Raw genomic sequence first — 21,786 nt, forward strand, 5'->3', positions numbered from 1 at the left:
TTTTTCCTCGTCCAGAGATGGCTCTAGCTGTGAAAGAGTGAATACAGGAGGACCAGATTGATCAGCAGCGACAGCAGCGCCAGGGTGCGCCAGACCTTCAGCGGCTCGCGTTCTAGCAAGGGCCTGGGGCGGATGCTCAGCTCGCGTCGCTCTGCCTGCTCCAGTACGAGTAACCATTCTTCGGCGGTTTCATAACGTTGCGTCGGCTGGGCGGCTATGGCCCGCTCCAGGCAGAGCGGCAGCCAGTCCGGAAGGTCGGGTCGATAGCGACTGGCGCTGACAGCCTGATTGAAGCGGGGCCGTTGGAATGCTTCGATCTCACCGTAGGGGTAATGCCCGGTCAGCAGGTAATACAAGGTGACGCCGACGCTATACAAGTCCTGTTGAACTGTAGGACGCTCGCCATTGAAGGCTTCGGGAGCAATGAAGCTCGGCGTGCCAGGCAGTACGTGGGCGCGGTCCTCCGAGAGGCCCGGGCAGTAGGCGAGACCGAAATCCAGCATACGCAGCTCACCATCCTCGCCCAACAGCAGGTTTTCCGGCTTGATGTCGCGGTGCAGGATCTGCCGACGATGCAGCAGGCCCACCGCCCGCAGTAAACGTTCGGCCACGGATTGCCACTGTGCCAAGGGCAGCGGGCCCTGCCGCCGAAACAGCTCGGCGAGGGTCTGCCCCGGGTATTCGCGCATCACGTAATACAGGTGCTGACGTCCGCTGCCGGCGTGCACTTCCGGAAACGCCCGACCCGCGACCCTGCGCAGGAACCATTCTTCCGACAGCAAGGCCTGGCCGGCATCATTGTCATCGTCGCGGCTCAGGGGCAGGGTCTTGAGCAACCAGGGTTGTTGCTGCGCATCCCGCACCCGGTACAGCAACGATTGCCGGCTCTGGGCCAGGAGGGTTTCCACTTGCCAGCCTTCAAAATGTTGTCCGGTTTTCAGCGGCGGCGGCAGCGGCCATTGCTGCAATTGCATCAGTGCATCGCCCAAAGTGGCAGCGCCGAGTTGGTCGACGCGCACCAGCAGCGCGCTGGCGTTATCCTGACTGCCCGCCAAGTGGGCCGCACTGACAAGGGTGTTGACCGCCAAGTCGAGGTCCGACTGTTCCCGCAGGATCGCCTGAATGCTGTGATCACCCAGCGTGGCCCACACGCCATCACTGAGCAGCAGAAAGCATTCACCTTCACGCAACGCACCATCGAGAAAGTCCAGGACCAGATGCTGGTCCAGGCCCAGCGCGCGCTTGAGCACATGCTGCATGCCCGGCTGTTCCCACACGTGATCTTCGCTGATGCGTTGCAACTCGCCATTCAGCCAGCGATACGCCCGGCAGTCCCCCACATGGGCGAGGGTGAAATGCTGGCCACGAAAGACCAGCGCACTGAGGGTGGTGAGCAGTGGCTGACCACCGCCATTGGCCTGTAGCCAACGGTTCTGTGCCAGTAACAAGCGTTCCAGGGCCTGGGCCACGCCCCAGGTCTGGGGCGTGGCGTAATAGTCCAGGGCCAGAGCCTGCAAGGTCGAGCGTGCGGCCAGGCCGCCGTCGGCGCATTGGCTGACGCCATCGGCCATGGCGCACAGGTAGCCTTTGCTTGCGGCCAGCTCCGCCACGGGGGTGACCACCCGCAGCGCATCCTGGTTTTCCGCCCGAGGGCCGATGGCGCTGGCCTGGGCCACGCTCAGTTGCAGGCTCATCAGACGCGTGCAGCCGTCACGGCCGCTGAACCCCAAGTGGTCCTCCAGCGACGTTTCACGCCGTGCAGCCCGAACCAGGCCAGTACGCCCAGGCTGGCGAACAACCACAAGGCCAACTGATAGCTGCCGGTACTTTGCTTGATGGCGCCCATGCCCGCGGCCAGGGCGAAGCCGCCAATGCCGCCGGCCATGCCGATCAGGCCGGTCATCACGCCGATTTCGCGACGGAACCGCTGGGGCACCAATTGGAACACCGCGCCATTACCGGCACCGAGGCCGAGCATGGTGCACACGAAAAGTGCCAGTGCCGCGTAGGAACTGGGCAGGTTGAAACCCACTGCTGCGATGCAGATGGCTGCCACGCTGTACATGCCGAGCAGCGTACGGATGCCGCCGAAACGGTCGGCCAGGGCGCCGCCCAGAGGGCGCATGAGGCTGCCGCCAAACACGCAGGCCGCCGTGTAATAACCGGCGGTGACCGGGCTCAGGCCGTATTGGTCGTTAAAGTAGCCGGGCAATGCACTGGCCAGGCCGATGAAACCGCCGAAAGTCACGCTGTAGAAAAACATGAACCACCAGCTGTCGCGGTCACCCAGGGCCTTGAAGTAGTCGGCCATGGACTTGGCTTTCGGACGCTCGGGCGCATTACGTGCCAGCCAGGCGAATACGATCAGGGTCAGGATCAGTGGAATCAACGCAAAGCCGAATACGTTGCTCCAGCCAAAGGCCGCTGCCAGTACAGGGGCCAGCAGCGCGGCAAATACGGTACCCGAGTTACCGGCCCCGGCGATGCCCATGGCCTTGCCCTGGTGCTCGGCCGGATACCACTGCGAGGCCAGGGGCAGGGCCACGGCGAACGACGCGCCGGCCATGCCAAGGAATACGCCGAGCAACAGCGCCTGCTCGTAGCTGTGAATCCCCAACTTCCAGGCACACAGCAGCGCCACGATCACGATCGCCTGACCGATCAGTCCGGCGGTCTTGGGCGACAACTTGTCCGCCAGCATGCCCATCAGAAAGCGCAGTACCGCGCCGGCGAGGATCGGCGTCGCTACGACCAGGCCACGTTGCTGGGTGGTCAGGTGCAGGTCAGCGGCAATCTGCACCGCCAGCGGGCCCAGCAGGTACCACACCATGAAGCTCAGGTCGAAATACAGGAACGCGGCAAACAGGGTCGGGGTGTGCCCGGATTTCCAGAAGCTTGATTTCATCACGCACCTCAACGGTTGGAAGTCTTGTAAGAAGGCCTGGTGATGGGGCCGCCCACGGAGGCCGCCCCATCGGCCCCGGTCCTTGGGGCCAAAAACAAAAAAACGCCGCCACCGGGTTCGCGAGGGCAAACCGGATGTGCGACGTCTTTGTCGTGGAGGGGCAACCGCCGTTGGCTACCTGTATCGAGTACTTAGCAAAAGCTGAGCCAGCTCAGCCCAGCAGCTCGCTCATGGCGATAATCTGCTCTGCCACCTGGATCAATTTCTGTTGGCGACTCATGGCTTGGCGGCGCATAAGGGTGTAGGCCTCTTCCTCATTGCAGTCCTTCATTTTCATCAGCATGCCCTTGGCCAGCTCGATGCGTTTGCGCTCTGCCAACTGCTGATCGCGGGCCTGGAGCTGGGCGCGCAAGGCCTGGTCGCTTTCAAAGCGGGCCATGGCCACGTCGAGAATCGGTTGCAGGCGCTGGGCCTGGATACCTTCGACGATGTAGGCGCTCACACCGGACTTGATCGCCTGGCGCATCACGCTCGGGTCGTGTTCGTCGGTAAACATCACGATAGGCCGTGGCCGGTCACGACTGACCAGCACCACTTGTTCCATCACATCGCGAGTCGGTGACTCGGTATCGATCAGGATCACGTCGGGGCGCACCGTTTCGACGCGTGCCGGCAGATCGATGGTCAGGCCTGACTCATCGATCACCTCAAATCCGGCCTCGGTCAGCGCGGCCTTGAGGCGCCCGACCTTGCGCGGGGTGTCGTTGATCAACAGGATTCGCAACATGTTCATGCTCCTGTCAGCGCAAGGCCTGGCGGCCGGAATGATCGGCCAGGGCATGCAGACGGAAGCTGCGGGCGTAGGCGGCGGGGTCGGTGCCATCCCAGACTTTGCCGTCGATCAGTTGGCTGCTGCGCACGTCCGAAGACCGGGCCGGAACACCCACGGCGTCGGCTGCCTGGCGATAGAGCGCCAGCTGTTGTACCTGCCGGGCAACGCCGAGGTAGTCGGGGTCTTCGCGCAGCAAGCCCCAGCGACGAAACTGCGTCATGAACCACATGCCGTCGGACAGATACGGCAGGTTCACGTCGCCGCCTTCAAAAAAGCGCAGGGCGTGGGGGTCTTGCCACTGGTTGCCCAGGCCATCGTCATAGTTCCCCAACAGGCGGGGTTCGATGCAGTCGAGCGGGGTGTCGAGGTATTCGCGGGCACTGAGCAACTGTGCGGTAGAGCGACGGTTTTCCGGGCTTTGCTCGATAAAACGGCTGGCTTCGAGAATCGCCATCACCAGTACGCGGGCGGTGTGGGGGTACTGATCGACGAACGCTTGGGTGCAGCCCAATACTTTTTCCGGATGATTCGGCCAGATCGCTTGGGTGGTTGCCAGGGTAAAGCCCTGGTTTTGCTGCACTGCGCTGGCACACCAGGGTTCGCCGACACAGAACCCGTCGATACGCCCGGCCTGCAAATGCGCGACCATCTGCGGCGGCGGCACCACCACGCTGTTCACATCCTGCAACGGGTGAATGCCCTGACTTGCCAGCCAGTAATACAGCCACATCGCATGGGTGCCTGTGGGAAAGGTCTGGGCGAAGGTGAGTTTTGTGCGGCTTTGGTGCACGTGGCGATCAAGTGCCTCAGGAGTGATCACCCCTTGTCGTTGCAGGCCGTTGGACAGGTTGATGCTCTGGCCGTTCTGGTTCAGCCCCATCAGCACCGCCATATCGGTCGGCGCCACGCCGCCGATGCCCAGGTGCACGGCATAGATCAGCCCGTACAGGCTGTGGGCGGCGTCCAGTTCGCCGGTCACCAGCTTGTCGCGCAGGCTGGCCCACGAGGGTTGGCGCTTGAGGTTAAGGGTCAGGCCATAGGGCTGGGCAAACCCCTGGGTGGCGGCCACGACCAGCGAGGCGCAGTCGGTCAGAGCCATGAAACCCAGGTCGAGGCTGCTTTTTTCCGGTGCATCACTGCCGTTGACCCAGGCCAGTGGGTCTTTCATCGGGCTGTTGCCAACCGAATCGTTCATCGACATCTACCTTTTCTTTCAAAAAAAAGCGTCGTTTCCCTCGATGGCGGTGCAAGCCAATGCGGGTAACGACGCCTTTGTCCGTCAGCCTGCTCCGTCGTTGGCGCGGGCCCTGATGCAGAGTCCTTAGCAAGGCACATGCCACGGGTCGGCAAGCAGTGTCCGCCATCAGCTTTCCATCAAGATTGAAAGGCGGCGGCCTTTCAGTATGGCCGCCTCTTCATGCCAGGCTGCCCAGGAAAAACCACGGTGTACGCTGATTTCCCTGCCACCATTTTGCGCGCTCGGCTCTGCGTCTGGCTGCTGTGCGCTGCGCTGCTATTGAGTGGTGCCTCCGCCCGTGGCGAGACCTATCTGGCGCACGAGCAAAACCTGCATACCTTTTTTACTGCGCTGTCAGAACCCCTGGGGTTGCCGGTCGTGGTCAGTCGCGAGGTGGCCCGCCGGCATCTCAGCGGCACATTCGATTTCGACGCGGCGCAACAGACACTGCAAACCGTTGCGCAGCAGCACGATCTGATCTGGTACGGCGACGGGCAGGTCTTGCACCTGTACCACGCCAACGAGGCGAAAAGCTCGGCCGTGGCTTTGCGGCATATCTCGGTCGACCGGTTGCGCGACCACATGCGCCGTTCGGGGCTCGATGAGTCGCGCTACCCGCTGCGTAAAAGTGGCGAGCGTACTTTTTATGTCTCAGGCCCGCCGAACTATGTGGATCAAGTACTGCGTCTGGCCCAACTGATGGATCGACCGAAGGCTGATCTGCGAGTGGGAGCGCAGGCATTCAGGGTGGTGCAGGTGCTCAACACCCACGTGGCGGATCGCCAATACAGCCTGGGGGACAGCACGGTAAATGTACCGGGGCTGGCCGCTACCCTGGAAACCCTGCTTTCGGCTGAGCAAAAAGGCGCACTGGCGGACAGGCAACTGGCGGTATTCGCCTACCCGGACACCAACAGCCTGCTGATCAAGGGCAAGCCGGCCCAACTGCGCTTCATCGAGCGATTGATCGCAGAGCTGGACGTGCCCAAGCAAGCGATCGAAGTGGCGTTATGGCGGGTGGATATCGAGCGCGACGAACTCCAGAAGATCAACCTGGAATGGGCATCCCAGAGCGCTGCGCCTTTCTGGACGACACGCGTGCTCGAACCGCAGGAGGATAACCGCCTGATGGCACAACTCTCCGCGCTGGAGCGTCGGCGCCGGGCGAATCTGGTGGCATTGCCGGTCATCCTGGCGCAGGAGAATGTACCGGCGGTGTTCCAGGAGCATCACCGGTTTTACTTGCCTGCCTCCCGTAACGAAAGCACCGACTCAACGCCTGTGCGGTACAGCACCCAGGTCAGTGTGTTGCCGCGTATCGCCGAAACGAACGAAATCGAGATGCTGCTCAGCGTCGAGGATGGGCGTCGGATAGACACGAGCCCCCGTGGAAAGGGCGGCGCAGTGGGGCATATGAGCATCGGCAGTGTGGTACGCGTGCCGCAGGGGCGACGCTTGTGGGTGGGAGCGTTTGAGCGCAGTGCCGAGTCGGGGAAAGACAGGGTGCGCCTGTTCGTCATTCAGGCCCGGGCGGTGGGCGGTGACTCAAAAGGCCTGGTCGATGCCTTTGGTCCTCCGCCGTTGACGGCGGCGCAGTACGAACGTGTCAAGCGGGCGTTCGTGCGACCGGGTCGCGATCTATCTCAATGAACAAGGCGTGTGTCCATGCATCTGGAAATCCTTCTGCAGGAACAATTGATCAGCCGCAGGCGCTTGGCTGCTTTTGCGCCGGGCAAGGTGCTGCCGTTGGCGCCCGAGGTCATCCACTGTGTGGAGGTGAGGGTCAACGGCCAACTGCTGGCCATGGGCGAACTGGTGCAACTGGAGGATCGGCTGGGGGTTGAGTTGCTGGAGGTGTATCAGGATTGGCTGCCTTGATCAGGTCCTGTGACGATTTGTCTGACGGGGTGCTTCCAGGAAACCCGGGAAATTTGGGGTTTTCCCTGGCGTGCCTCCCTGGCTCGTTTTTTATAGTCGAGGGGTTGGCGCATGAGCCGGTAGTGCAAATAAGGAATTCGATGTCAGTACATAGATGCAGAGGTGGATATGGCCGCCATGAGTAATGGATTGCCAGCGGCATCCCTGATTTTTGCGCGCTGGACCTTGCACGGTGATGGGCGCTTGACCACCGAAGGCGCGGACATTCAGTTGCCGCCCAAGGAAGGCTTGGTCTTGCGCTTGCTGCTGGCCTCTGGCGGTGCATTGATGACCAAGGATCGCCTGCTGGAACTGGCCTGGCCCCAGGGCGATGTGGCCGAGGAGTCTCTGACACGCTGCATTTATTCGCTGCGCAAGCACTTGAAGGAAGACAAGCGGTTTATCAAGACCATTTATGGCAGGGGGTATCGTTTTACCTGCCCGGTGCGTTCCCACGAACCGGGCCGTAGCGTGGCACGAAGCGTGGGTCAGGTCTGCCCGGCCTGTGGGCAAGTCAGCCATGGTTAAGGCCTGGGGGCGGTGCCTATTGTTGACGCTGCTGATGGGCAGCAGCCCGGTGTTGGCATTTTGCTGGGCGGAGGTGGCCAGCCGCTATGACCTCGAGCCTGAGTTGCTGCAGGCCATCGCGGCGGTCGAGTCCGGTAATCGACCGGACGCCGTGAACCGCGTCAACAGCAATGGCACCCGCGATATCGGCCTGATGCAGATCAACAGCATTCACCTCCCGCGCCTGCTCAAGCTGGGAATTACCGAAGAACGGCTGCTGAGTGAACCGTGTTTATCGGTGGAGGTGGGGGCTTCGATCCTTGCCGGATTTATCCAGCGGTTCGGCTACAACTGGACGGCGGTAGGGGCCTATAACGTCGGGCCGGGTCCGGGACCGCAGCGCGAGGCGTTGCGTCTGCGTTATGCGCAGAAGATCTGGGCACGTTACGAAGGCCTGGTGATGCAGCGGCATTGACGATTGGGCAGCACGCCTCGCGCGCACCCCGCCACCCCGGCTATAATCGCCGCCACCTTTCGCCGCCATCCGAGTCTAGCCCGCCCATGTATACCCTGGCCCGCCAGCTGTTGTTCAAACTTTCCCCGGAAACTTCCCACGATCTGTCCCTGGACCTTATCGGCGCGGGCGGCCGTCTGGGGCTCAATGGGCTGGTGTGCAAGGCGCCGGCAAAAATGCCGGTGTCGGTCATGGGGCTTGAGTTCCCCAACCCAGTGGGGCTGGCGGCCGGCCTGGACAAGAATGGCGCCGCCATCGATGGTTTTGCACAACTGGGCTTCGGTTTTGTCGAAATTGGTACCGTGACCCCCCGGCCACAGCCAGGCAACCCGAAGCCGCGGATTTTTCGCTTGCCGGAAGCCGAGGCGATCATCAACCGCATGGGCTTCAACAACCTGGGCGTCGATCACTTGCTGTCACGGGTTCAGGCGGCCAAGTACACGGGCATCCTGGGCATCAATATCGGCAAGAATTTCGATACGCCCGTGGAGCGTGCCGTGGATGACTACCTGATCTGTCTGGACAAGGTCTACGCCCACGCCAGCTATGTCACCGTCAACGTCAGCTCGCCCAACACTCCGGGCCTGCGCAGCCTGCAGTTCGGCGATTCGCTCAAGCAATTGCTCGAAGCCTTGCGCCAGCGCCAGGAAGACTTGGCCGTGCAGCACGGCAAGCGTGTGCCGTTGGCTATCAAGATCGCCCCGGACATGAGCGACGAGGAAACCGTGCTGGTGGCCCAGGCCCTGGTGGATTCGGGCATGGATGCGGTGATCGCCACCAACACCACCCTGAGCCGCGCAGGTGTCGAAGGTCTGGCCCATGGCGATGAGGCGGGCGGATTGTCGGGTGCGCCGGTACGTGACAAGAGCACCCATATCGTCAAGGTGCTGGCGGCGGAGCTGGGTGGGCGTTTGCCGATCATCGCGGTGGGTGGCATCACCGAAGGCAGGCACGCGGCCGAGAAGATCGCCGCTGGTGCCAGCTTGGTGCAGCTGTATTCCGGCTTCATCTACAAGGGCCCGGAACTGATTCGCCAGTCGGTGGATGCGATCGCTGCACTGCGCTGATGCTTTGATTGCAGGTATTGCAGGAGCGGACTTGTGTGGGAGCGGGCTTGCTCGCGAAAGCGGTGGGTCAGTGAAGCAAGTTTCGGCTGAAAGAACGCCTTCGCGAGCAAGCCCGCTGCCACCATTAGATTAGTCCGAGTCCGTCAGGCAGTTTTTCCCAGCCAATAAAAAGGGCTCCATAAAGGAGCCCCTGGGCCGAAGCCCGCCGCCCGGATGGGGCGCGCATGGTAAGTCGTTACTGTTTCAAAGGTGGTGTGTCGGAATTGGTGCCCTGATTAGCCGACGGCGTGAAGTTCGTTGAGTCTGTGGATGCCCGCAGTGCCAGTCATACCGTCCCAGTTGTCGCCGCGTCCTTCTCGCCAGCCGTTGATCCAGGCTTGGCGTACCGACGGTAGAGTAAATGGGCAAAGCTCACGGGATTTGCCATGAACGCCATATTGATATCCGCGTAAAAATGCTCTTTCCAACGGATCACGCTTAAGTCTTCTCATAGGGTGTTTCCCTCACTTGTTGACTGTCTTGATATCCTTCGGCCTCGTCCGAGGCCGGGCAGAGTTTTTCTGCCGTTGGTGGGCTCGCTGCCGGCGTGGCGAGCCAATGTGTCGACGTCGTTACGGCGCCAACCTGTGTTGAGTTCTAACCAATAGGTCACATGGATTCAATGACCGTTTTGTCATAAGCACGTAACGAGAACGATGCTATAGCCATAAGCTGGGATGGCTTTTCGCCCCAATTACCGGGCAAAGCCAGCTATGATGCACCCTGCAAAGAGGATGGGTTTAATCCTTTAGTGAGAATGTCCTCCCGGCGCAGTCGGTTACTATTCGACGAAGGGTCGGAATATTTCTTTTTGTTGCACCACAGTATTGATCTGCCCCGTCAATCAAGGCCCAAGGGCCCGGCAGGTGGGGTGGGACGGCACATTCGTGCCACGCGGGCACTCTTCAAGAAAAGTGCCTGATTAAAAACCGAGCCGGCGATGCGTCGCCCGTTCACTTATTGCTGAAAAGCCTGGAATGCCCCATGTCGGACCGTTTTGAACTCTTCCTCACCTGCCCCAAGGGCCTCGAAGGCCTGCTGATCGAGGAAGCCGTCGGGCTTGGCCTTGAGGACGCCCGCGAGCACACCTCGGCCGTTCGCGGCATGGCCGACATGGAGACCGCCTATCGCCTGTGCCTCTGGTCACGCCTGGCCAACCGCGTGTTGCTGGTGCTCAAGCGCTTTCCGATGAAGGACGCCGAAGACCTCTACCACGGCGTGCTGGATATCGACTGGGCCGACCATATGGTGCCCGATGGCACCCTGGCCGTTGAGTTCAGTGGCCATGGCTCGGGCATCGACAATACCCACTTCGGCGCCTTGAAGGTCAAGGACGCCATCGTCGACAAGCTGCGCACGCCTAGCGGTGAGCGGCCGTCCATCGACAAGATCAACCCAGACCTGCGCATCCATCTGCGTCTGGACCGTGGCGAGGCCATTCTGTCCCTCGACCTGTCCGGTCACAGCCTGCACCAGCGCGGCTACCGCTTGCAGCAGGGCGCTGCGCCGTTGAAGGAAAACCTCGCAGCCGCAGTCCTGATTCGTGCCGGCTGGCCACGCATTGCGGCTGAAGGCGGTGCGCTGAGCGACCCGATGTGCGGCGTGGGTACCTTCCTGGTGGAAGGCGCAATGATTGCCGCCGACATGGCGCCCAACCTCAATCGTGAACTCTGGGGCTTCACTACCTGGCTGGGTCACGTTCCGGCACTGTGGAAAAAGCTGCACGCCGAGGCCACCGATCGCGCATCCATCGGCATGAGCAAGCCGCCGCTGTGGATCCGTGGCTACGAAGCCGACCCGCGTTTGATCCAGCCAGCGCGCAACAACATCGAACGTGCGGGCCTGAGCCATTGGATCAAGGTGTACCAGGGCGAAGTCGGCACTTTCGAGCCGCGTCCGGACCAGAATCAAAAAGGCCTGGTCATCTGCAACCCACCCTACGGCGAGCGTTTGGGTGACGAAGCCAGTCTGTTGTACCTCTACCAGAACCTCGGCGAGCGTCTGCGCCAGGCGTGCATGGGCTGGGAAGCGGCGGTGTTCACCGGTGCGCCGGACCTGGGCAAGCGCATGGGCATCCGCAGCCACAAGCAGTATTCGTTCTGGAACGGCGCACTGCCGTGCAAACTGCTGCTGATCAAGGTCAACCCGGATCAGTTCGTCACCGGCGAGCGTCGTACTCCGGAGCAGCGCCAGGCCGAGCGCGAGCAGGCGGCCTATGATCAGGCGCCGAGCGAGCCGCAAGAGCGCCAGTACAACAAGAACGGTAACCCGATCAAGCCGGCGCCGGCTCCGGTGGTCGAACAGGCGCGCCTGAGCGAAGGCGGGCAGATGTTCGCCAACCGCTTGCAGAAGAACCTCAAGCAATTGGGCAAATGGGCCAAGCGCGAAGGCGTCTCTTGCTACCGCGTGTACGACGCCGACATGCCGGAATACTCCATGGCCATCGACCTGTACCACGATTGGGTGCATGTACAGGAATATGCCGCGCCCAAGTCCATCGACCCGGAAAAAGCCTCGGCGCGCATGTTCGATGCGCTGGCGGCAATTCCCCAGGCGCTGAACATCGACAAGAGCCGCGTGGTGGTCAAGCGCCGCGAGCGTCAGAGCGGCACCAAGCAGTACGAGCGCCAGAGTGCCCAGGGCAAGTTCACCGAAGTGAGCGAAGGCGGCGTGAAGTTGTTGGTCAACCTCACTGACTACCTGGACACCGGCCTGTTCCTGGACCACCGCCCGATGCGCATGCGCATCCAGAAAGAGGCGGCCGGCAAGCGTTTCCTCAACCTGTTCTGCTATACCGCGACCGCCAGCGTGCATGCGGCCAAGGGGGGCGCGCGCAGCACCACCAGTGTCGACCTGTCCAAGACTTACCTGGATTGGGCGCGTCGCAACTTCTCGCTCAATGGTTTTTCCGACAAGAACCGTCTGGAGCAGGGTGACGTGATGGCGTGGCTGGAAGCGAGCCGCGAGGAGTTCGACTTGATCTTCATCGATCCGCCGACCTTCTCCAATTCCAAGCGCATGGAAGGCATCTTCGACGTGCAGCGCGATCACGTGCAGTTGCTCGACCTGGCCATGGCGCGCCTGGCACCGGGGGGCGTGCTGTATTTCTCGAACAACTTCCGCAAGTTCGTGCTCGAGGACAACCTCAGCCAGCGTTATGCGGTCGAGGAAATCAGCGACAAGACCCTCGACCCGGATTTTGCGCGCAATGCCAAGATCCATCGGGCCTGGAAAATCAGCGCACGCTGATGGCCGTACAAAAAGCCGCAAGCCCTGAAAATTCCGGGCTTGCGGCTTTTTTACGCTGGTCAAACCCCGGGCCGATAGCTATAACTAAGGCCTAGCCAAAGTGACACCCCCCGCACGCTGGCGTTGTGAGTGTTGCCTATGCCGTTGCAAGCCGTCCGCCCGAAAATCCTAGCCTTCATCAGTGAGCAGGCGTCGGCTTGGCTGGTGGCATTGGTGGTGTTTCTGGCAGGTAGCGCGTTGACGGCGATCATTGCCTGGGCCGCTTCCGATCTGTATCAACAACAGGTGCGCCAGCGTTTCCAGTTGCTCGTCAACGAACGCTACACCCGTCTGCAGGAACGCTTCGAAGACCAGGAGCAACGCCTGGGCAGCCTGCGACGCTTCTTTGTCAATTCCAGTGATGTGTCCCGCGAAGAGTTCGACGGTTTCGCCCAACCCTTGTTGCTGCGTGCCCGTGCCTATGCCTGGGCGCCCCGGGTGTTTCGTGCGCAGCGCAGCCAGTTCGAGCACGACGTGTCCAACCTGAGGGGCGTGCCCTTCAGCATCCGCGAATTGAATTCGTCAGGCGAACTGGCCCCGGCCGCCGAGCGCGACGAGTACGTCCCGGTACTGTACAGCCAGACCCAGAGCCTGCTCGGTTCACCGTTGGGCTTCGATCTGCTGGCCCAGCCGTTGCGCCGCTCGGTGCTGGAGCGTGCGCAAAAATCCGGCAAGCCGGCAGTGTCCCAACCGATGCAACTGGTGGGCGTGGAACCTGCGTATGCCACGGGCGTGTTGCTGGTGGCACCGGTTTCCCAAGAGGGTCAAAGCGAGCCCTATGGATACGTGATGGCGGTGATCAGCATGCGCCAGCTGGTGGCCGAGGGGTTGCCAAAGCCCGACCGTGACAACCTGGTGATGCAGATCGTCGACACGTCCGACACGCAAAAGCGTGTGCTGTACGAGTCCAGCAATGCGCTGGCCGACAGCGACCTGATCGCCGCCCGCCGCCTGACCCTCGGCGATCATGTCTACGCCCTGACCCTGCGACCCAGCCAGGTTTTCGACCAGGCCAATCATTCTTCGCTGGTGACCATTCTCGGCATGGGTGGCCTGCTCAGCCTGCTGCTCGGCGCCTTGCTCTATGTGCTGGTCAGTCAGCGCCAACGGGCGCTGAAACTGGTGGAGCAGCGCACCGTACAACTGCGCTTGCGCGAACAGGAATTGCGCGGTGCCCATGGTCAGTTGCGCAGCGTGCTGAACGCGGCGACCCAAGTGGCGATCATCGCCACTGACTTGCGTGGCGTCATCAACACCTTCAACGCCGGTGCCGAGCAGATGCTCGGGTTCAAGGCCGAACAGGTGGTGGGTCGGTTGACCCTGGAAAGCCTGCACCTGCCGACGGAACTGGAAGCGCGCGCCGCCAACCTGAGCCTGGCGTTGGGCAAGCGCATCCCGGCGAGCCAGGCGATGCTGGTGGAAAGTCCCGACAACTTGCACGAAGCCCGTGAATGGACGCTGTTGCGCCAGGACAATAGCCAACTGACCGTCAACATGCTGGCCACGGTGTTGCTCGATGACCATGGCTTATGGATCGGCCACTTGGCGATTTACCTGGACATCACCGAGCAGAAGCGCGCCTACGAGGCGCTGGCGGCACGGGACCGTCTGCTGAAGAAGCTCAGTGCCCATGTGCCGGGCGGGATCTTCCAGTTCACTTTGGAACCCCAGGATAACTGGCGCTTTATCTACGCCAGCGACGGCATGCGCGACATCTATGAAATCGAGCCCGGCGTGCTGCAACAGGATGCAAAAAAGGTCTTCGAGCGCATTCATCCGCTGGACGCAGAGCGGGTGCGCGCGTCGATTCGCCTGTCGGCCTTGCAACTGAGCCACTGGCGCGAAGAGTACCGGGTGCTGTTGCCGCACAGGGGCTTGCGCTGGATTCGGGGTGAAGCCACGCCGGAAGAGTTACCCAGCGGCGGCACCTTGTGGCATGGCTACGTGTCGGACATTTCCGATCTCAAGCGGGTGGAGGAAGAGCTGCGGGCGCAATCGATCACCGATTCCCTCACCGGGATCCACAACCGCCGCTATTTCCAGGACCGTCTCAAGGCCGAGATGGTTCGTCTCAACCGCTCTTCGGGGGCGTTGTCGGTGATCATGCTCGATATCGACCATTTCAAACGGATCAATGACCAACACGGCCACGGGGTCGGTGATGGCGTGTTGCAAGAGCTGTGCAAGCGCATCAGCCTGCGTTTGCGTCGTACTGACGTGTTCTGCCGGCTGGGCGGCGAAGAGTTCATGGTGCTGTGCCCGAACACCGATGGCGACCAGGCCTACAGCCTGGCCGTGGAGCTGTGGCAGTCATTGCGCAGTGCGCCGATGGAACCGGTGGGCATCGTGACCGCCAGCTTTGGCGTGGCCAGTTGGCGGGTGGACGAGGGCATCGACGGGCTGCTGCTGCGCGCAGACTCGGCCGTGTATGTGGCCAAACAAGCGGGCAGGGACCGGGTCGAGGCAGAGCGCTTGCGTGCTTGAGACTGCCGCAGTCCCAATGTGGGAACAATCAAGAGTGAGTGAGATGGGCGGGAGGAGGCTGGTGAGTGGACTCATTGTGGCGAGCGGGCTTGTCCCGAGCCGGGCTGCGTAGCAGTCCCATCCAGGGCACCGCGTGTTTTCAGACGGAAACGCACCGGCTGGTTTCAGGGCCGCTTCGCGCCCCAGCGCAGGACAAGCCTGCTCACTACAAAAAAGCCTGTTTTGCTCACCACAAGACTCCGTTCAGCCCTACAGGACCGGAGCGGCGGCCGCTGCTTTCGGCTGGCGATACAGGTCCAGCAGCACTTGGTCCAGCACCGACGAAGCGCCCCAGGGCTTGGGATCGTTGAGGATCGCCACCACGGCCCAGGTGTTGCCATTGTTGTCGCGGCTGAACCCGGCAATCGCGCGCACAGTGTTCAGAGTGCCGGTCTTCACATGGGCTTCGCCACGCATGGCGGTGGTCTTCAAGCGTTTACGCATGGTGCCGTCGGTGCCGGCAATCGGCAGCGAACTGATGTATTCCGCCGCGTAGGGGCTCTTCCAGGCCGCTTGCAGCATGGCTGCCATCTCCCGTGCGCTGACGCGCTCGGCACGGGACAAACCCGAACCGTTCTCCATCACCAGGTGCGGTGCGGTGATACCTTTCTTCGCCAGCCACTGGCGTACCACCCGTTGCGCGGCCTTGGCATCGTCGCCATCGGCATCGTTGCGGAACTGCGCGCCAAGGCTCAGGAACAGTTGCTGGGCCATGGTGTTGTTACTGTATTTGTTGATGTCGCGGATGATTTCCGCCAGGTCTGGGGAAAACGCGCGGGCCAGTACTTTAGCGTCCTTGGGTACCGGCGCCTGGATGTCGCGGCCCTGGATGGTACCGCCCAATTCCTGCCAGATCGCCCGAACAGCGCCAGCGGTGTAGGTGGCGTGGTCCAGCAGCGACAGATAAGTCTGCGAGCTGCAGCCGTCGGCCAGTTGGCCACTGACGGTCACGGTCACGCTACCGTCGGCGGCGGTCACCGGGTTGTAGCGTACGTCGCCGGTGCACTGCTTGGCGTTGGACACCTTGACCTGATTGTCGATGCGGATGCTGGCAATCGGCGGTTCGACCGACACGATCACCCGGCCCGAGTCATTGCGGGCCACGAAGCGCAGGGCCTTGAGGTTGACCAGCAGGGCGTCCGGCTTGACCAGGAACATCTTGTTCTCGTCGTTGCCGTCGTCATTGAATTCAGGCAACTGCGGCTGAACGAAGAAACCCCGGTCCAGTACCAGATCGCCGGTGACCTGCTGCACGCCGTTGGCGCGCAGGTCACGCATCAGCAGCCAGAGTTTTTCCATGTTCAGCTTGGGGTCGCCACCGCCCTTGAGGTACAGGTTGCCGTGCAACACACCACCGCTGAGGGTGCCGTCGGTGTAGAACTCGGTTTTCCACTGGTGGTTGGGGCCAAGCATTTCCAGGGCCGCATAAGTGGTGATCAGCTTCATGGTGGACGCCGGGTTCACCGAAACGTCAGCGTTGAAAATGGTGGGAGTACCGGGGCCGTTCAGCGGCAGCATCACCAGGGACAGTGCGGTGTTTTGCAGCTTGGCTTTGGACAGGGCCTGCTGAACATTGGGGGGCAGGGTGTTGTTGATCGGGGCGGCGGCGGCGGAAAAGGCCAGGGGCAGAATAAGGCCGGCAAAAAAGACTGAACGCAACGATTTGATCATAAGAAGTAAAACCCTACTGCTGAGGAGGGTGAAAAAGGCGAGGGGTAAATAGGAAAAATCCCTCATTGGTCATGAAAGTGTCGGCATTATGCCCCAAGGTGGATCCACTTGTAGCTGAACGATAGCTGCTAATCGTGGTTTTTTTGCGGGCAATTGGCCGCCTGTCCCAGAGAGTCGGGCAATCGCCGCCTTAAACTGCTAAAGTGCCGCCCGTTATTACTCAAGAGGATTGTTCCATGGCGACTAACCGTTCCCGGCGTCTGCGCAAAAAACTGTGCGTTGATGAATTTCAAGAGCTGGGTTTCGAGCTGAACCTGGATTTCAAAGAAGGTTTGGACGACGAAGCGGTTGACGCTTTCCTCGAAGCATTCCTGACTGAAGCGATGGACGGCAATGGCCTGGATTACGTGGGCGGCGACGACTTCGGTCTGGTGTGCTCGGCCAAGCGTGGTTCGGTCAGCGAAGAACAGCGTGCAACCGTCGAGGCCTGGTTGAAGGCCCGCCCAGAGCTGACTCGCGTTGAAGTGAGCCCGCTGCTGGATGCCTGGCACCCAGAGACGCCGATCAATCCGGTAGCCTGATGTGCTGAAACAGCGACCCGCCCGGGTCGCTGTTTCGTTAGGGACCTTGCAGTTTCAGGCCTTGCGCCAGTTCAGAATCAACAGCGTCAACACCCCCGCCACAATCCCCCAGAACGCCGAGCCGATGGAAAACAGCGTCAAGCCGGACGCAGTGACCATAAAGGTGATCAGCGCCGCTTCCCGCTCTTTCGGTTCATTCATGGCGATGCTCAGGCCATTGATGATTGAGCCAAACAACGCCAACGCCGCGATCGACAGCACCAGCTCTTTTGGCAGTGCCGCGAACAGTGCTGCCAGCGTGGCGCCGAACACGCCGGCAATGCCGTAGAACACCCCGCACCACACCGCAGCGGTGTAGCGCTTGTTACGGTCTTCATGGGCATGGGGGCCGGTACAGATAGCCGCGCTGATCGCCGCGAGGTTGATGCCGTGGGAGCCGAAGGGCGACAGCACCAGTGAGGCCAGGCCGGTGGCGGTGATCAGCGGCGAGGCCGGTACGTTGTAACCATCGGCCCGCAGCACGGCGACGCCGGGCATGTTCTGCGAGGTCATGGCGACTACGAACAGCGGGATGCCGATACTGATGGTCGCCGCCAGCGAGAAGTGCGGGGTGGTCCAGACCGGCGTCGCCACTTCCAGGTGAAAACCACTGAAATCCAATAGCCCCATCAGCCCGGACAGGGCGGTACCGATGATCAGCGCGGCGAGTACCGCATAACGCGGCGATACCCGCTTGATGATCAGGTAGGTGAAAAACATCCCCAATACCAGGCCGGTGCGGTGTTGCGCGGCGACGAAGATTTCGCTGCCGATCTTGAACAGAATCCCCGCCAGCAGGGCCGCCGCCAGTGAAGCAGGGATGCGCTTGACCAGTTTTTCGAAACTGCCGGTCAGGCCGCACAGCGTGACCAATACCGCGCAGGTAATGTAGGCGCCGATGGCTTCGCCGTAGCTCACACCGCCCAGGCTGGTGATCAGCAGCGCCGCGCCGGGGGTCGACCAGGCAATGGTGATCGGGGTGCGATAGCGCAGCGACAGGCCGATGCTGCACACGGCCATGCCGATGGAAATCGCCCAGATCCACGAGGAAATCTGCGCCGTGGTCAAGCCGGCGGCCTGGCCGGCCTGGAACATCAGCACCAGGGAACTGGTGTAGCCGGTCATCATGGCGATGAAGCCGGCGACGATGGCCGATGGAGACGTATCGGCCAGCGGGCGCAGGGGCGCGTGGGTGGCATCGGGCATGGGGCGGTGTTCCTTTTACCTGAGTGTTTGCCGGTGAAGGCACAGATTCAAGCCTAAACTCAAACGTAACGACTCATTGCAATACAGCCGACACCGCAAACAGCCGTACAGTGTGTTGGCCCATTGGGTTGTGTACAATGTGCCCTGTTTTTAGGTGATACTTGCCAGCGACCGTCCGTTGCCGTATTACCGTTAATTCGCCGCCGTTCTCCCGACCCGAGTGCCCATGAACGAACAGTTGCAACCTCTCAAGAAACAACCGCGAGCCGGCAAGGCCGGTCGCAGCGGAACCCAGGACGATATCGTCTACGCGCATATCTTCGAGGCGATCCTCGAACAACGCCTGGCACCCGGTACCAAATTGAGTGAAGAGGCCCTGGGCGAAATCTTCGGCGTCAGCCGCACCATCATTCGCCGTGCGCTGTCGCGCCTGGCCCATGAAGGGGTGGTGTTGCTGCGGCCCAATCGCGGCGCCGTGGTTGCCAGCCCGAGTGTCGAAGAGGCCCGCCAGGTATTCATGGCGCGGCGTCTGGTGGAGCGGGCGATCACCGAGTTGGCGGTGCAGCACGCCACGGCGGAGCAACTGGCTGAACTGCGCCAGATGGTCAACGACGAGCGCGACAGTTTCTCCCGCGGCGATCGCGGTGCCGGCATCCGCCTTTCCGGCGAATTCCATCTCAAGCTGGCGGAGGCGGCGAAGAACGCACCGCTGATCAGCTTCCAGCGCAGCCTGGTGTCCCAGACCTCGTTGATCATCGCCCAGTACGAAAGCGGCAACCGCTCGCACTGTTCCTATGATGAACACACGCAGTTGATCGATGCGATAGAGGCCCGGGATGCCGCGTTGGCGGTGAATTTGATGATGCATCACATGGATCACATCGACAGCAAACTCAACCTCGATGAAGAGAGCGCGTCGGATGATTTGCATGCAGTGTTTTCGCACCTGCTGCAGACCAAGAAGCCGGGACGCTCTTCAATAAAGCTGTAAACGTTCCTCAAATGTTGAGGGGGCTTGTGTGGTGAGCGGGCTTGCCCCGCGCTGGGGCGCGAAGCGGCCCTAGGCCCTGACACCGCGTTCTAACAAATATAACGCGGTGCTTTATTGGGGCCGCTTCGCAGCCCAGCGCGGGGCAAGCCCGCTCACTACAACAAGCCCCTCACCACAGTGAACTGCTCCCACATTTGTTTTATGGTGTTCTTGGGACTAGCGCTGGTGCACCAGCTGCCCCGCCGCATACGTCTGCAACACCGTCCGGTCATCCCCCAGGGTCATCAACACGAACAACGTCTCGGCTATGTTCTTCGCCTGCTTCAAGCGATAGCTCAGCAGCGGCGTAGCGTTGTAATCCAACACCAAAAAGTCCGCATCCGTCCCCGGTTGCAGCGTACCGATCTTGTCTTCCAGGCGCAGTGCCCGCGCGCCACCCAGGGTGGCCAGGTACAGCGACTTGAACGGACTCAACCGCGCGCCCTGCAACTGCATGACCTTGTAGGCTTCGTTCAGGGTTTGCAGCAGTGAGAAACTGGTGCCGCCGCCCACGTCCGTTCCCAGGCCCACATTCAATTTATGTTTCTCGGCCATCGGCAGGTTGAACAAACCACTGCCCAGGAAGAAATTCGAAGTCGGGCAGAACGCTACCGCAGAACCCGTCTCTGCCAGCCGTGCACACTCGTCATCACACAGGTGCACGCCGTGGGCAAACACCGAGCGTTCGCCCAGTAGCTTGTAATGGTCGTACACGTCCAGGTAGCCGCTGCGCTCGGGGAACAGCTCTTTTACCCACTCGACTTCCTGCTTGTTCTCACTGATGTGGGTCTGCATGTAGAGATCCGGGTATTCCCCCAGCAGTTGCCCGGCAAGTGCCAGTTGTTCCGGCGTGCTGGTCGGCGCAAACCGTGGGGTGACCGCGTAGTGCAGTCGGCCTTTGCCGTGCCAGCGCTCGATCAACGCCTTGCTTTCCCGGTAGCCGGATTCGGCGGTGTCGGTGAGGTAGTCCGGCGCGTTGCGGTCCATCATCACCTTGCCGGCGATCATGCGCAGGTCGAGTTTTTCGGCCGCTTCGAAGAACGCGTTCACCGACTGCGGGTGCACGCTGCCGAACACCAGTGCGGTGGTGGTGCCGTTGCGCAGCAGTTCCTTGATGAAAATATCCGCGACTTCCTCGGCATGGGCCTTGTCGGCGAACTGGCTTTCGCACGGGAAGGTGTAGGTGTTGAGCCAGTCGAGCAACTGCTCGCCATAGGCGCCGACCATGCCGGTTTGCGGCAGGTGGATATGGGTGTCGATCAGGCCGGGGGTGATCAGTGCGTCCTGGTAATGGGTGATTTCGATATCGGCGGGCAGGGTCGGCAGCAAATCGCTGGCATGGCCGATGGCGCTGATCTGACCGTTTTCGATCACCAGCAGGCCGTCTTCGAAATACTCATAGGACGCTTCGATGCCCACGTGCGCAGGGTCGGCGATGCTGTGCAGCAGGGCGGCACGGTAGGCTTTGCGAGTCAAAGGCATGGTCATCTCGATTCAAAGGGCTTGGCTGCGGCGTGACGCCGGCAGCAGTTTGGCAATGGGTTCGGCGCTGGCGGTGTGCTGGCCGAAATTGGCGTTATAGGTGGCGATGATTTCGCCGGCGATGGAAATGGCGATCTCCACCGGCAGTTTGCCTTTCACCTCGGCGAGGCCCATGGGGCAGCGCATGCGTTGCAACTGCGCGGTGTCGAAGCCGCGATCACGCAGGCGGTGTTCGAACTTGACCCGCTTGGTCTTCGAGCCGATCAGACCGAAGTAGGCAAAGTCATTACGTTTGAGCAGGGCGGCAGTGAGTTCCAGGTCCAGCGCGTGATTGTGGGTCATGACGATGCAGTAACTGCCCACCGGCAGGTCGGCAATTTCATCGACCGGCTCTTCGCTGACGATTTTGCGCACGCCCTGGGGGATATGCTCCGGAAACTCCTGATCACGCGAGTCGATCCAGCGCACCCGACACGGCAGGCTCGCCAGCAGCGGCACCAACGCACGCCCCACATGGCCGGCGCCGAATACCGCAATCTGCGCCTGCACCTGGCCCATGGGCTCGAACAGCAATACGGTCACGCCGCCGCAGCACTGGCCCAGGCTGGCCCCCAGGCTGAAACGCTCCAGATGGGTGTTTTGCTGGCCGCGCACGAGCATGTCCCGCGCGATCTGCATCGCCTTGTATTCCAGGTGCCCGCCGCCAATGGTGTCGAAGGTCTGCGCGGCGCTGATCACCATCTTGGAGCCGGCATTGCGCGGTGTGGAGCCGAGTTCTTCGATGATGGTCACCAGCACGCAGGGTTCGCCGCTGTTTTGTAAGTTGGCGAGGGCGCTGATCCAGTTGTTCATGTTCACCTCAACATTACTGTTGTCAGTCAGGCCGCCATCGCAGGCAAGCCAGCTCCCACAGGAGAATGCGTTCCAAATGTGGGAGCGGGCTTGCCT

The 21,786-nt window shown here is 61.5% G+C and carries 18 protein-coding genes; 9 read left to right on the forward strand and 9 right to left on the reverse strand.

Annotated elements, in window-relative coordinates; genetic code table 11:
- Nucleotides 1-23 precede the first annotated feature (23 nt).
- The 4 genes from ACW9IB_RS09595 to ACW9IB_RS09610 form a co-directional block, all read right to left on the reverse strand.
- Entirely contained in the window at nucleotides 24-1,694 is a 1,671-nt protein-coding gene (locus ACW9IB_RS09595) for a protein kinase domain-containing protein (RefSeq protein ID WP_457413425.1), read from the reverse strand.
- On the reverse strand, nucleotides 1,694-2,905 hold the full coding sequence (locus ACW9IB_RS09600; RefSeq protein WP_457365276.1) for a nitrate/nitrite transporter: 1,212 nt from the start codon (nucleotides 2,903-2,905) through the stop codon (nucleotides 1,694-1,696). The genes ACW9IB_RS09595 and ACW9IB_RS09600 overlap by 1 nt, the downstream gene beginning before the upstream one ends.
- Before the next feature lie 211 nt (nucleotides 2,906-3,116).
- Complete coding sequence (locus tag ACW9IB_RS09605; RefSeq protein WP_457365277.1) at nucleotides 3,117-3,692, reverse strand: ANTAR domain-containing response regulator; 576 nt, start codon at nucleotides 3,690-3,692, stop codon at nucleotides 3,117-3,119.
- Nucleotides 3,693-3,705: 13 nt separating this feature from the next.
- Nucleotides 3,706-4,932 carry a CmpA/NrtA family ABC transporter substrate-binding protein gene (locus ACW9IB_RS09610; RefSeq protein WP_457413390.1) on the reverse strand — a complete coding sequence of 409 codons (1,227 nt, stop codon included), beginning with the start codon at nucleotides 4,930-4,932 and terminating at the stop codon, nucleotides 3,706-3,708.
- Nucleotides 4,933-5,181: 249 nt separating this feature from the next.
- Between ACW9IB_RS09610 and sctC the strand changes: the two genes are divergently transcribed.
- The 5 genes from sctC (at nucleotide 5,182) to ACW9IB_RS09635 (ending at nucleotide 8,979) form a co-directional block, all read left to right on the forward strand.
- On the forward strand, nucleotides 5,182-6,624 hold the full coding sequence (gene sctC / locus ACW9IB_RS09615; RefSeq protein ID WP_457413392.1) for a type III secretion system outer membrane ring subunit SctC: 1,443 nt from the start codon (nucleotides 5,182-5,184) through the stop codon (nucleotides 6,622-6,624).
- A 15-nt stretch (nucleotides 6,625-6,639) separates the two neighbouring features.
- The gene (locus ACW9IB_RS09620; RefSeq protein WP_457413394.1) at nucleotides 6,640-6,852 is read left to right on the forward strand and encodes a FliM/FliN family flagellar motor switch protein; all 213 of its coding nucleotides are present in this window, start codon (nucleotides 6,640-6,642) and stop codon (nucleotides 6,850-6,852) included.
- Between the two features lie 168 nt (nucleotides 6,853-7,020).
- Nucleotides 7,021-7,419 carry a winged helix-turn-helix domain-containing protein gene (locus ACW9IB_RS09625; RefSeq protein WP_457365281.1) on the forward strand — a complete coding sequence of 133 codons (399 nt, stop codon included), beginning with the start codon at nucleotides 7,021-7,023 and terminating at the stop codon, nucleotides 7,417-7,419.
- Nucleotides 7,412-7,873: a transglycosylase SLT domain-containing protein gene (locus tag ACW9IB_RS09630; protein ID WP_457365282.1), complete on the forward strand. Its 462-nt coding sequence runs from the start codon at nucleotides 7,412-7,414 to the stop codon at nucleotides 7,871-7,873. Before ACW9IB_RS09625 ends, ACW9IB_RS09630 begins: the two co-directional genes overlap by 8 nt.
- Before the next feature lie 86 nt (nucleotides 7,874-7,959).
- Nucleotides 7,960-8,979: a quinone-dependent dihydroorotate dehydrogenase gene (locus ACW9IB_RS09635; RefSeq protein ID WP_457413395.1), complete on the forward strand. Its 1,020-nt coding sequence runs from the start codon at nucleotides 7,960-7,962 to the stop codon at nucleotides 8,977-8,979.
- A gap of 275 nt (nucleotides 8,980-9,254) precedes the next feature.
- On the opposite strand, the gene rmf is transcribed toward ACW9IB_RS09635, so the two are convergent.
- On the reverse strand, nucleotides 9,255-9,470 hold the full coding sequence (gene rmf, locus ACW9IB_RS09640) for a ribosome modulation factor (RefSeq protein ID WP_002553055.1): 216 nt from the start codon (nucleotides 9,468-9,470) through the stop codon (nucleotides 9,255-9,257).
- Between the two features lie 532 nt (nucleotides 9,471-10,002).
- Between rmf and rlmKL the strand changes: the two genes are divergently transcribed.
- Together rlmKL and ACW9IB_RS09650 are read left to right on the forward strand one after the other, a co-directional pair.
- The gene (gene rlmKL / locus ACW9IB_RS09645) at nucleotides 10,003-12,267 is read left to right on the forward strand and encodes a bifunctional 23S rRNA (guanine(2069)-N(7))-methyltransferase RlmK/23S rRNA (guanine(2445)-N(2))-methyltransferase RlmL (RefSeq protein ID WP_457413396.1); all 2,265 of its coding nucleotides are present in this window, start codon (nucleotides 10,003-10,005) and stop codon (nucleotides 12,265-12,267) included.
- Between the two features lie 138 nt (nucleotides 12,268-12,405).
- Nucleotides 12,406-14,790 (forward strand): sensor domain-containing diguanylate cyclase, encoded by a 2,385-nt coding sequence (locus tag ACW9IB_RS09650; protein WP_457413397.1) that lies wholly within the window; start codon nucleotides 12,406-12,408, stop codon nucleotides 14,788-14,790.
- A 249-nt stretch (nucleotides 14,791-15,039) separates the two neighbouring features.
- Here ACW9IB_RS09650 and dacB read toward each other — a convergent pair whose 3' ends face one another.
- Nucleotides 15,040-16,500 carry a D-alanyl-D-alanine carboxypeptidase/D-alanyl-D-alanine endopeptidase gene (dacB, locus tag ACW9IB_RS09655; protein WP_457413398.1) on the reverse strand — a complete coding sequence of 487 codons (1,461 nt, stop codon included), beginning with the start codon at nucleotides 16,498-16,500 and terminating at the stop codon, nucleotides 15,040-15,042.
- A 236-nt stretch (nucleotides 16,501-16,736) separates the two neighbouring features.
- Between dacB and ACW9IB_RS09660 the strand changes: the two genes are divergently transcribed.
- The gene (locus ACW9IB_RS09660; protein WP_034099703.1) at nucleotides 16,737-17,081 is read left to right on the forward strand and encodes a YggL 50S ribosome-binding family protein; all 345 of its coding nucleotides are present in this window, start codon (nucleotides 16,737-16,739) and stop codon (nucleotides 17,079-17,081) included.
- Between the two features lie 54 nt (nucleotides 17,082-17,135).
- On the opposite strand, the gene ACW9IB_RS09665 is transcribed toward ACW9IB_RS09660, so the two are convergent.
- The gene (locus ACW9IB_RS09665; RefSeq protein WP_457413399.1) at nucleotides 17,136-18,326 is read right to left on the reverse strand and encodes a benzoate/H(+) symporter BenE family transporter; all 1,191 of its coding nucleotides are present in this window, start codon (nucleotides 18,324-18,326) and stop codon (nucleotides 17,136-17,138) included.
- A gap of 226 nt (nucleotides 18,327-18,552) precedes the next feature.
- On the opposite strand from ACW9IB_RS09665, the gene ACW9IB_RS09670 reads away from it, so the two are divergent.
- Nucleotides 18,553-19,317: a GntR family transcriptional regulator gene (locus ACW9IB_RS09670; RefSeq protein ID WP_457365288.1), complete on the forward strand. Its 765-nt coding sequence runs from the start codon at nucleotides 18,553-18,555 to the stop codon at nucleotides 19,315-19,317.
- Between the two features lie 216 nt (nucleotides 19,318-19,533).
- On the opposite strand, the gene guaD is transcribed toward ACW9IB_RS09670, so the two are convergent.
- On the reverse strand, nucleotides 19,534-20,838 hold the full coding sequence (guaD, locus tag ACW9IB_RS09675) for a guanine deaminase (RefSeq protein WP_457413400.1): 1,305 nt from the start codon (nucleotides 20,836-20,838) through the stop codon (nucleotides 19,534-19,536).
- Nucleotides 20,839-20,850: 12 nt separating this feature from the next.
- Nucleotides 20,851-21,690 carry a xanthine dehydrogenase accessory protein XdhC gene (gene xdhC / locus ACW9IB_RS09680; protein ID WP_457368652.1) on the reverse strand — a complete coding sequence of 280 codons (840 nt, stop codon included), beginning with the start codon at nucleotides 21,688-21,690 and terminating at the stop codon, nucleotides 20,851-20,853.
- Nucleotides 21,691-21,786: the final 96 nt, after the last annotated feature.

This window comes from Pseudomonas sp. SDO524_S393 (assembly GCF_054071875.1).

Coding starts and splice junctions, on each gene's coding strand:
- xdhC (WP_457368652.1), bottom strand. CDS start 21,690: ATGAACAACTGGATCAGCGCCCTCGCCAACTTACAAAACAGCGGCGAA.
- ACW9IB_RS09635 (WP_457413395.1), top strand. CDS start 7,960: ATGTATACCCTGGCCCGCCAGCTGTTGTTCAAACTTTCCCCGGAAACT.
- ACW9IB_RS09600 (WP_457365276.1), bottom strand. CDS start 2,905: ATGAAATCAAGCTTCTGGAAATCCGGGCACACCCCGACCCTGTTTGCC.
- rmf (WP_002553055.1), bottom strand. CDS start 9,470: ATGAGAAGACTTAAGCGTGATCCGTTGGAAAGAGCATTTTTACGCGGA.
- ACW9IB_RS09620 (WP_457413394.1), top strand. CDS start 6,640: ATGCATCTGGAAATCCTTCTGCAGGAACAATTGATCAGCCGCAGGCGC.
- rlmKL (WP_457413396.1), top strand. CDS start 10,003: ATGTCGGACCGTTTTGAACTCTTCCTCACCTGCCCCAAGGGCCTCGAA.
- ACW9IB_RS09630 (WP_457365282.1), top strand. CDS start 7,412: ATGGTTAAGGCCTGGGGGCGGTGCCTATTGTTGACGCTGCTGATGGGC.
- ACW9IB_RS09650 (WP_457413397.1), top strand. CDS start 12,406: ATGCCGTTGCAAGCCGTCCGCCCGAAAATCCTAGCCTTCATCAGTGAG.
- dacB (WP_457413398.1), bottom strand. CDS start 16,500: ATGATCAAATCGTTGCGTTCAGTCTTTTTTGCCGGCCTTATTCTGCCC.
- ACW9IB_RS09625 (WP_457365281.1), top strand. CDS start 7,021: ATGGCCGCCATGAGTAATGGATTGCCAGCGGCATCCCTGATTTTTGCG.
- ACW9IB_RS09660 (WP_034099703.1), top strand. CDS start 16,737: ATGGCGACTAACCGTTCCCGGCGTCTGCGCAAAAAACTGTGCGTTGAT.
- ACW9IB_RS09605 (WP_457365277.1), bottom strand. CDS start 3,692: ATGTTGCGAATCCTGTTGATCAACGACACCCCGCGCAAGGTCGGGCGC.
- ACW9IB_RS09670 (WP_457365288.1), top strand. CDS start 18,553: ATGAACGAACAGTTGCAACCTCTCAAGAAACAACCGCGAGCCGGCAAG.
- ACW9IB_RS09595 (WP_457413425.1), bottom strand. CDS start 1,694: ATGAGCCTGCAACTGAGCGTGGCCCAGGCCAGCGCCATCGGCCCTCGG.
- ACW9IB_RS09610 (WP_457413390.1), bottom strand. CDS start 4,932: ATGAACGATTCGGTTGGCAACAGCCCGATGAAAGACCCACTGGCCTGG.
- guaD (WP_457413400.1), bottom strand. CDS start 20,838: ATGCCTTTGACTCGCAAAGCCTACCGTGCCGCCCTGCTGCACAGCATC.
- ACW9IB_RS09665 (WP_457413399.1), bottom strand. CDS start 18,326: ATGCCCGATGCCACCCACGCGCCCCTGCGCCCGCTGGCCGATACGTCT.